General features: G+C 41.9%; 7 protein-coding genes. 6 read left to right on the top strand and 1 reads right to left on the bottom strand.

Annotation, left to right across the window (positions count from 1 at the left end):
• A partial coding sequence (locus PAN94_RS05290; protein WP_502963011.1) for a hypothetical protein occupies positions 1-413 on the bottom strand: 413 nt, incomplete at its 3' end.
• A 16-nt stretch (positions 414-429) separates the two neighbouring features.
• Between PAN94_RS05290 and PAN94_RS05285 the strand changes: the two genes are divergently transcribed.
• The 6 genes from PAN94_RS05285 to PAN94_RS05260 all read left to right on the top strand — a co-directional run bounded on the left by PAN94_RS05285 (position 430) and on the right by PAN94_RS05260 (position 5888).
• Positions 430-1002 carry an LPXTG cell wall anchor domain-containing protein gene (locus PAN94_RS05285; RefSeq protein WP_285874994.1) on the top strand — a complete coding sequence of 191 codons (573 nt, stop codon included), beginning with the start codon at positions 430-432 and terminating at the stop codon, positions 1000-1002.
• Positions 1003-1308: 306 nt separating this feature from the next.
• Entirely contained in the window at positions 1309-2637 is a 1329-nt protein-coding gene (gene gtfB, locus PAN94_RS05280; protein ID WP_285874993.1) for an accessory Sec system glycosylation chaperone GtfB, read from the top strand.
• A gap of 67 nt (positions 2638-2704) precedes the next feature.
• On the top strand, positions 2705-2881 hold the full coding sequence (locus tag PAN94_RS05275; protein WP_048792047.1) for a hypothetical protein: 177 nt from the start codon (positions 2705-2707) through the stop codon (positions 2879-2881).
• Between the two features lie 106 nt (positions 2882-2987).
• On the top strand, positions 2988-4025 hold the full coding sequence (holA, locus tag PAN94_RS05270) for a DNA polymerase III subunit delta (RefSeq protein WP_285874991.1): 1038 nt from the start codon (positions 2988-2990) through the stop codon (positions 4023-4025).
• A 91-nt stretch (positions 4026-4116) separates the two neighbouring features.
• Complete coding sequence (gene sodA, locus PAN94_RS05265) at positions 4117-4722, top strand: superoxide dismutase SodA (RefSeq protein ID WP_062005403.1); 606 nt, start codon at positions 4117-4119, stop codon at positions 4720-4722.
• A 113-nt stretch (positions 4723-4835) separates the two neighbouring features.
• Complete coding sequence (locus PAN94_RS05260) at positions 4836-5888, top strand: serine hydrolase (RefSeq protein WP_414290247.1); 1053 nt, start codon at positions 4836-4838, stop codon at positions 5886-5888.
• Positions 5889-6007: the final 119 nt, after the last annotated feature.

Genomic DNA, 6007 nt, shown 5'->3' with positions numbered 1-6007 from the left:
GCAAGCACAAGCTTGAGTAACAGCGTGTCCGCCTCAATCAGTGCAAGCCAATCAGCAAGCACAAGCATGAGCACCAGCGTGTCTGCTTCAATTAGTGCATCTGAATCAGCAAGCACAAGCATGAGCACCAGCGTGTCCGCTTCAATTAGTGCATCTCTCTCAGCAAGCACAAGCATGAGCAATAGCGTGTCCGCTTCAATCAGTGCATCTGAATCAGCAAGCACAAGCATGAGCAACAGCGTGTCTGCCTCAATCAGTGCAAGCCAATCAGCAAGCACAAGCATGAGCAATAGCGTGTCTGCTTCAATCAGTGCTTCAGTATCAGCAAGCAACAACTCAAGTAGTACTTCAGTTTCAACAAGTACTTCAGTAAGCTTGAGTAACAGCGTAAGTACATCTACATCACTTAGCAATAGCGTTTCAAACAGTTTGAGTACAAGTGCGTCACAACAATCTAACTCATTCAGCTACAGTAAGGGTGAGCCAACAAGCGAATCTAAGCCAGAGTTTAACCTTCCTAGCTACCTTGAATCTGTAAGTGCAAGTGAGTCAGTCTCAACAAGCACAAGCATGAGCAACAGCATTTCTGCCTCAATCAGTGCAAGCAACAACTCAGGTAGTGGTTCAGGTTCAACAAGTACAAGCAATGGTTCAGGCGATGCCTCAACTTCAGCAAGCATGAGCAACAGCGTAAGTGCTTCAATCAGCACAAGTGAATCAGTTTCAACAAGCACAAGCTTGAGCAACAGCGCAAGTACCTCAGCTAGCTTGTCTGACAGTGCTTCAATCTCAAGTGCTACAAATCACTCTCAAGCACCTAAGCCACAGCCTGCACAACCAGGACAAGTCAAAGTTACTCCAAACGCTAAGGCTTTACCAAATACAGGAACTGCAAGCAACCAATTTGCTGGTCTTGGATTAGGAGTAGCTGCCTTGGTAACTGCCTCTCTTCTTGGTAAGAAGAAGAGATCAGCAGCTTCTGAAATGGATTTAGAAGACTAAGTTCCAAAAATCGGCTACAATGAAATTTTTTTGATATCATTTTAGCGATGAAAATAAGAACCCCAGATGGCTCAAGGCTATCTGGAGTTTTTGGGCTCTTTTCTACCATTTGTCAAGTCTATCAAGGCTTTAAGTAAAAAAGAGATAAGGCAGTAGCTATTCTGAGGTTACTGTCTTATTTTTAACACTTTTTGCTCCATAAAAGGGCATGCTAAAAAACACCTCATCTGGTATTTTTTGAAACAAGGTGTTACCATAATAAGGCATAGACAGCCTTTAGGATTCAGAAAGAAAGGCATAACCACTATGATTTGTTTGTTTGACCGCTATGATCAAGCAAGTTTTGATTTGTTACGTTCATTAAAAGCAACAGGACTTGATTGTCCTGTTGTTGTTGTACAAGACGATGGCTATCTTTCACCAGATGTCGAGTCTCCTTACAGTTATTTCACGGGAGATTTGGACACACCAGAGGGCCGTCCAATTTATTTTAATCTTGTCCCCAAACCGCACCTATGGGAGATTCGCTCCAGCAATGTAAATGGAGAAATCTTGGATATGGGCAAGAAGCGTGCGAATATTTTCTATCGCCAACCGACACATGAAAGACGTGTACGGGCTGTCGAATGGTTGGATACAGAGGGGCAAGTCCGAGCAGCAGATATCTACAATCGCAAAGGACGGCTTTTCGCACAAATAACCTACGACCAGACACAACGTCCGACCCATACTCGCTATTTTGACCAGAACAATGTCGTGGTCATTATGGAAAATCATCTGACTGGTGATATCATCTTGACACTTGAAGGAAAGCGTCATATTTTTAAATCTAAACAAGAATTTGTCGTCTTTTATCTGCAATATCGTGGATATGATACAGATCGTATTATTTATAATTCTCTAGCAACCCCCTTCTTGGTGGCCTACGCTCTTCGTCCTAAAAATGGTCGTGCAGAAGATGTTCTTTTCTGGCAAGAGCCTATCGGAGAATCCTTACCTGGTAATATGAAAGTAGCTATGAAAATGCCTCATCGCAATATCCGCATCGCTGTTCAGGACAGGCAGGTATATGAGAAAATTCAAAGCTTGGCAACACCGGAAGAAAAAATCTATTTCCACAATATTGGTTATATTTATGATTACCAGCGTCTTAATAATATGAATCCAGAAGCCTTGATTTTGACCAATAGTGATCAGCTTGAGCAAATAGAGCAGCTCTTGACTCAGCTGCCAAATGTACATTTCCATATTGGAGCCATCACAGAAATGTCTGGCCATTTGATGGGGCTCAATCGTTATCCGAATGTTTCGCTTTATCCAAATATTCGTCCAGCAAAGGTTGCAGAGCTTTTTGAGAGATGTGACTTGTATCTAGATATCAATATCAGCGATGAAATCCTTAATGCTTGTCGCACAGCCTTTGAGAACAACATGCTGATTCTCAGCTTCACAAACACTTGCCATAGCCGTCGATTTATTGCGGATGATCACATTTATTCGTCAGAAAATGTCTCAGGCATGGTGGATAAGATTCAAAGTGTCCTTGCCCACTCATCAGAGATGGAAGCAGCACTTGCTAGACAGAAACAGGCCGCTAATCAGGCTAGTTTGGAGCAATATAAGGCCATTCTTTAACCAGATACATGAGAACTTGCTTTCGATGAAAGCAAATTCCTTTCTATCAACAGAAAAGGAGGAGCAGATGTCTAACAAGGATAATGGCATTTTACAAGAACATATACGAGAACAGCTAGATAATCGAAAGAAACCCCTAAAGAGGGAGAAGCAAGAGTTTAGTATGATTGCAGTGTTAGGTGGCATTCTCTTTCTTATCACCCTCTTGGTCACAATCATCATGCAGTTGGGACAATTCTTTTAGTCCCTGATATTCTAATCAGAATGATGAAAAACAGCAGACTTTCCTGCTGTTTTTTGTTACAATTTATACATGACTAAGAATCAAGAAAATAGAAGGGAGTGCCACTGTGTTAGCAATTGAAAAAATTAGGAAAATCACTCCCGAAAACCTTCCGCCTTTAACGATTTTGACGGGAGACGACTTGGGGCAATTTGAGCTGTTAAAAGACGAGTTTTTGAAGCAGATCCACTACGATCTAGCGGATTTGAATGTCACGTTATTTGATATGAAAGAAACGTCTTATGCAGATGTGGAGTTAGATTTAGTCAGTCTGCCTTTTTTTGCGGATGAAAAGATTATTATTTTAGATCATTTTGCGGATCTAACGACAGCAAAAAAGCGCTATTTATCGGATGAAGAGCTCAAGTCCTTTGAGCGGTATTTGGAAGATCCTAGTAGCACGACCAAATTGGTCATTTTTGCGGAAGGTAAGCTGGACAGCAAACGCAGATTAGTCAAGATACTCAAGCGCGACGGACAGATCTTTGAAGCAGCTGAGATTAAGGAAGCAGACTTACGTCAGTATTTTACCAAACAGGCCCAGCTTGAAGGTCTGGACTTTGCTCCGAAGGCTTTTGACCACTTGCTGGTCAAATCAGGCTTTCATTTTAGTGAAATCAGTAAAAACTTGGCTTTTCTGAAGTCTTATAAAGAGTCGGGGAAAGTCAGTCTGGAAGACATCGCTGAGGCCATTCCCAAAACCTTGCAGGACAACATTTTTGATTTGACTCAGCTGATTTTACAGAAACAAATTGATGCCGCACGGAGTTTGGTGCGCGATCTGACCTTGCAGGGTGAGGATGAAATCAAGCTGATTGCCATCATGTTAGGCCAGTTTCGGATGTTTACTCAGGTTAAGATTTTGGCGGATAATGGCCGATCCGAGAGCCAAATCGTGTCGGACTTATCAGACTATCTAGGTCGCAAGATGAATCCCTTCCAAGTTAAGTTTGCACTCAAGGATGCGCGTGGTCTTAGCCTCGGCTTTCTGAAAAGAACCCTGACCTGTTTGATTGAAGCGGACTATCAAATCAAGTCTGGTCTTTGTGACAAGGACTACCTTTTCGACCTCGCCTTGCTGAAAATCGCAACAGGAAACTTCTAAAAGCTTAGCAAAATTTATAAGCAAAATAGTTGAAAAATGTGCGTTTTTACGTTATGATTTGTATAATAATAAAGAAAATGAGGACAAGTAAATGGCAATTATTTTACCAGATCTACCTTATGCATACGACGCTTTGGAACCTTACATCGATGAGGAAACAATGCACCTTCACCATGACAAGCACCATCAAACTTACGTGAATAACGTAAATGCGGCGCTTGAAAAACACCCTGAAATTGGTGAAGACTTAGAAAAACTGTTGGCAGATGTTGAGTCTATTCCGGCTGATATTCGCCAAGCAGTGATCAACAACGGTGGTGGACACTTGAATCACGCTCTTTTCTGGGAATTGATGACTCCTGAAAAGACAGCTCCTTCAGCAGAACTTGCAGCAGCGATCGATGCGACATTCGGTTCATTTGAAGAATTCCAAGCAGCCTTCACTGCAGCAGCAACAACTCGTTTCGGTTCTGGTTGGGCATGGTTGGTTGTCAACAAAGAAGGGAAACTTGAAGTAACATCAACAGCGAACCAAGATACACCAATCTCAGAAGGGAAGACACCAATCCTCGGCTTGGACGTTTGGGAACATGCTTACTACGTGAAATACCGCAACGTGCGTCCTGACTACATCAAGGCTTTCTTCTCAGTGATCAACTGGAATAAAGTGGATGAGCTCTACGCAGCAGCTAAATAATAGAATTATAAAACGGATCGCAATGATTCGTTTTTAAATGCCCTTAAATTGACCTTTCTACTTGTTATTTTAATGAGAATCTTTTATAATACTAAAATATTAGGAGAAAAACTTTGATTAAAAATGACATAAAGAAACTGGCTTGCTGGTTCGGTGGTGTTTTCTTATTTATTTGTTTTTTGGGTCTTTTGGTGGAACCACAGCGAGCTGATAAAAAGATAGCAGAAGCAGGTCAATCAATCGCTTCTTCACAGGCTACAGAAGGAGAGGAAACGAAGTCTGAGGCGACTGCGCGTACTAGTAAGACGATGGAAGAGAAACAAGAGGTGATAGAGCAGGATTTTCCGACCATGGAAGCCTTGGGCTTATCTTACGATTATGCGAATATGACCTTGCCACAAGTTATTCAGGCTTACATGGATGACATGGGAATTGACTCTTCTCAGATTGCTTTTTCTTATAAAGATCTGACAAGTGGGCAAACTTATGCCATGAATGATACCCAGCCTATGACAGCAGGATCTACCTATAAACTCCCCCTGAATATGTTGGTTGTTGATGAGGTAGCAGCAGGAAAATTATCGCTGGAAGAGCGGTTTGATATTACCAATACCAGCTATGAATACAAGGGAGAGCACGATAACTATGTAGCGGCCTTCAATGGCGCCATGTCTATTCCTGATATGCAGGAGTATTCCTTGGTCTACTCTGAAAATACGCCCGCTTATGCGCTAGCAGAGCGACTAGGCGGTATGGATAAGGCCTACAGCATGTTTGAAAGGTATGGTCGGTCAAAAGCTAAAGTCAAGACGATCAGCAGAGAAAATAAAACAACAACGGACTACTATATTCAAGTTCTGGAGTATCTGTGGAATAACCAAGAAAAATACAAGGATATTCTTTATTTTATCGGTGTTTCCTTCCCTGGTGAATATTACAAACGTTATTTATACGATTTGACAATTTACCAAAAGCCTGGGTATGTTAGAGAGGCTCTTAATGTTGATGCTATTGTTATGGAGGAGAAGCCCTATATTGTGGCACTTTATACAGCCTATCTAGGTGGAAGTACAGAAGCCAGTGAGGAGATTAGTGGAGTTGGTATTGATCAGGTCGGTCAAATTGCCTATATCATCAATGAGTGGCACCGGGTCAACATGAATTAAAATCGGCCCAATAACTAGGTTCTGCAATGAAACTGCTGAATGAGGCTGTTTTATAGAAAATAGTTGTAGAATGCGAGTCGATCCTCGCATTTTGTTCTGAATGTGAGTTTTCTGACCAG

Origin of the sequence: Streptococcus sp. SC1 (assembly GCF_030272855.1) — a bacterium.
Classification (GTDB): domain Bacteria; phylum Bacillota; class Bacilli; order Lactobacillales; family Streptococcaceae; genus Streptococcus.
The sequence above is the reverse complement of the archived record's forward strand: the minus strand, read 5'-3'. Positions and strand labels throughout refer to the sequence as shown.

Excerpts from the sequence above, each read along its gene's own strand:
- gtfB (WP_285874993.1), top strand. The coding sequence starts at position 1,309 with ATGATTTGTTTGTTTGACCGCTATGATCAAGCAAGTTTTGATTTGTTA.
- PAN94_RS05275 (WP_048792047.1), top strand. The coding sequence starts at position 2,705 with ATGTCTAACAAGGATAATGGCATTTTACAAGAACATATACGAGAACAG.
- sodA (WP_062005403.1), top strand. The coding sequence starts at position 4,117 with ATGGCAATTATTTTACCAGATCTACCTTATGCATACGACGCTTTGGAA.